Source organism: Rhizobium atlanticum, from assembly GCF_030182485.1.
Taxonomy (GTDB): domain Bacteria; phylum Pseudomonadota; class Alphaproteobacteria; order Rhizobiales; family Rhizobiaceae; genus Rhizobium.
The window spans coordinates 1-1,294 of sequence record NZ_JAQJCJ010000076.1; the positions used below are offsets into that span (position 1 = coordinate 1).

At 57.9% G+C, this 1,294-nt stretch carries 1 pseudogene; it reads right to left on the reverse strand.

The features are described from left to right. Window positions 1-919: pseudogene (locus PH551_RS32750) on the reverse strand (IS30 family transposase); the annotation flags it as partial. Window positions 920-1,294: the final 375 nt, after the last annotated feature.

The window sequence follows — 1,294 nt, forward strand, 5'->3', positions numbered from 1 at the left end:
TGGCGCGTCAGGTTGAGAAGGTCGTGTTGCGACACAACTGCCAAGTCTGTGGTGCCTGGCGGAAACGTCGAATGCGCTTGTTGGTGTTCTCGACGGTTCCTTTTTGCCAAGGCGCACTTGGGTCGCAAAACCAACTATGCGCACCGATCCCTTCTTCCAAAGCCCTGAATCCGGCAAACTCGGTACCGCGATCAAAGGTGAAGCTTTGACGCGCGAAGGCCGGCAAAGGCGAAAACGCTCTGATGATCTTGTCCATGATCGGGCGCGAGTGCCGGCTCGGATTCTTGATGAGAACGGTATAGCGGCTCTTGCGCTCGACGAGGGAGGTGACATTGGCATGGCCGAGTGGACGTTCGAAGATGAGGAGGTCGCCCTCCCAATGCCCAAACTGCGATCTATCTCCAGTAGAATCAGGACATTGGGATATGCGGTGCGTGGCTGGAAAAACACCGTCGCGCGGCTTCCTGGAGCGCAGTGGACGACGTTTGCGGCGCGCTTCCGGTAGATACTGATAGAGACCAAGCCCATAATCTTCCTTGCTGTAGATAAAGCGATAGATTGTCTCCTTGCAAACGCGAACACGACTGAGGCCGTCCGACAGCAGGCGTCCGGCAATCTGTTCCGGAGACCAGCGAGCCTCCAACTGGTTGATGATCTGTGTTCGCAAATTCGGGTGACGCCGCAGCTTTTTCAGCCGGCGACGTCGGTCCTGCGCAATGTCGTTCGCAACCGTGCTGTAGTAGCCGTCGTAGTCCGGCAGGTCACGATCGCGAAACGTGTTGCGCTTGATCTCGCGGTAAATCGTCGAGCGGTGACGGCCAAGCTGACGGGCCATCTCGTTGACCGGAACTTTCGCCGCCACCAAGTGATGCAGGCGTCGGCGATCGGCGAGGGCAAGCTGCGTATAGCATCGGGACATGCCAAAATCTCCAAAGTGAAGCCATTGAAACCATTGGCATGTCGCACTTGGAAATAGAATGTACCCGGCTACAGGCGATGTGGCGGTCAGGTTGAAATGTCCGCGGTTGCGCAAAGTAGAAATGTCACTCGCGGCTGCCCCACGGCCCGCCGACCAGCCCCGATCTGAGCGGCTGGTGCGGGTTGCAAGATCAGATCGGGGCGGGTTCGTGGCACCATCGGCTTTAGCTTTGAGACTATGCGATCGACACCTCACTCCGCAGCATCGAGCTTTGCCAGCGCAGCTTTACGGCGTTCGATGACTGCGGGATCCTTCGTAAAATCCTTCCGCCGTCCCGGACCGTGAGCACGTCGCACATAGCCGTTCTTCTCGCTG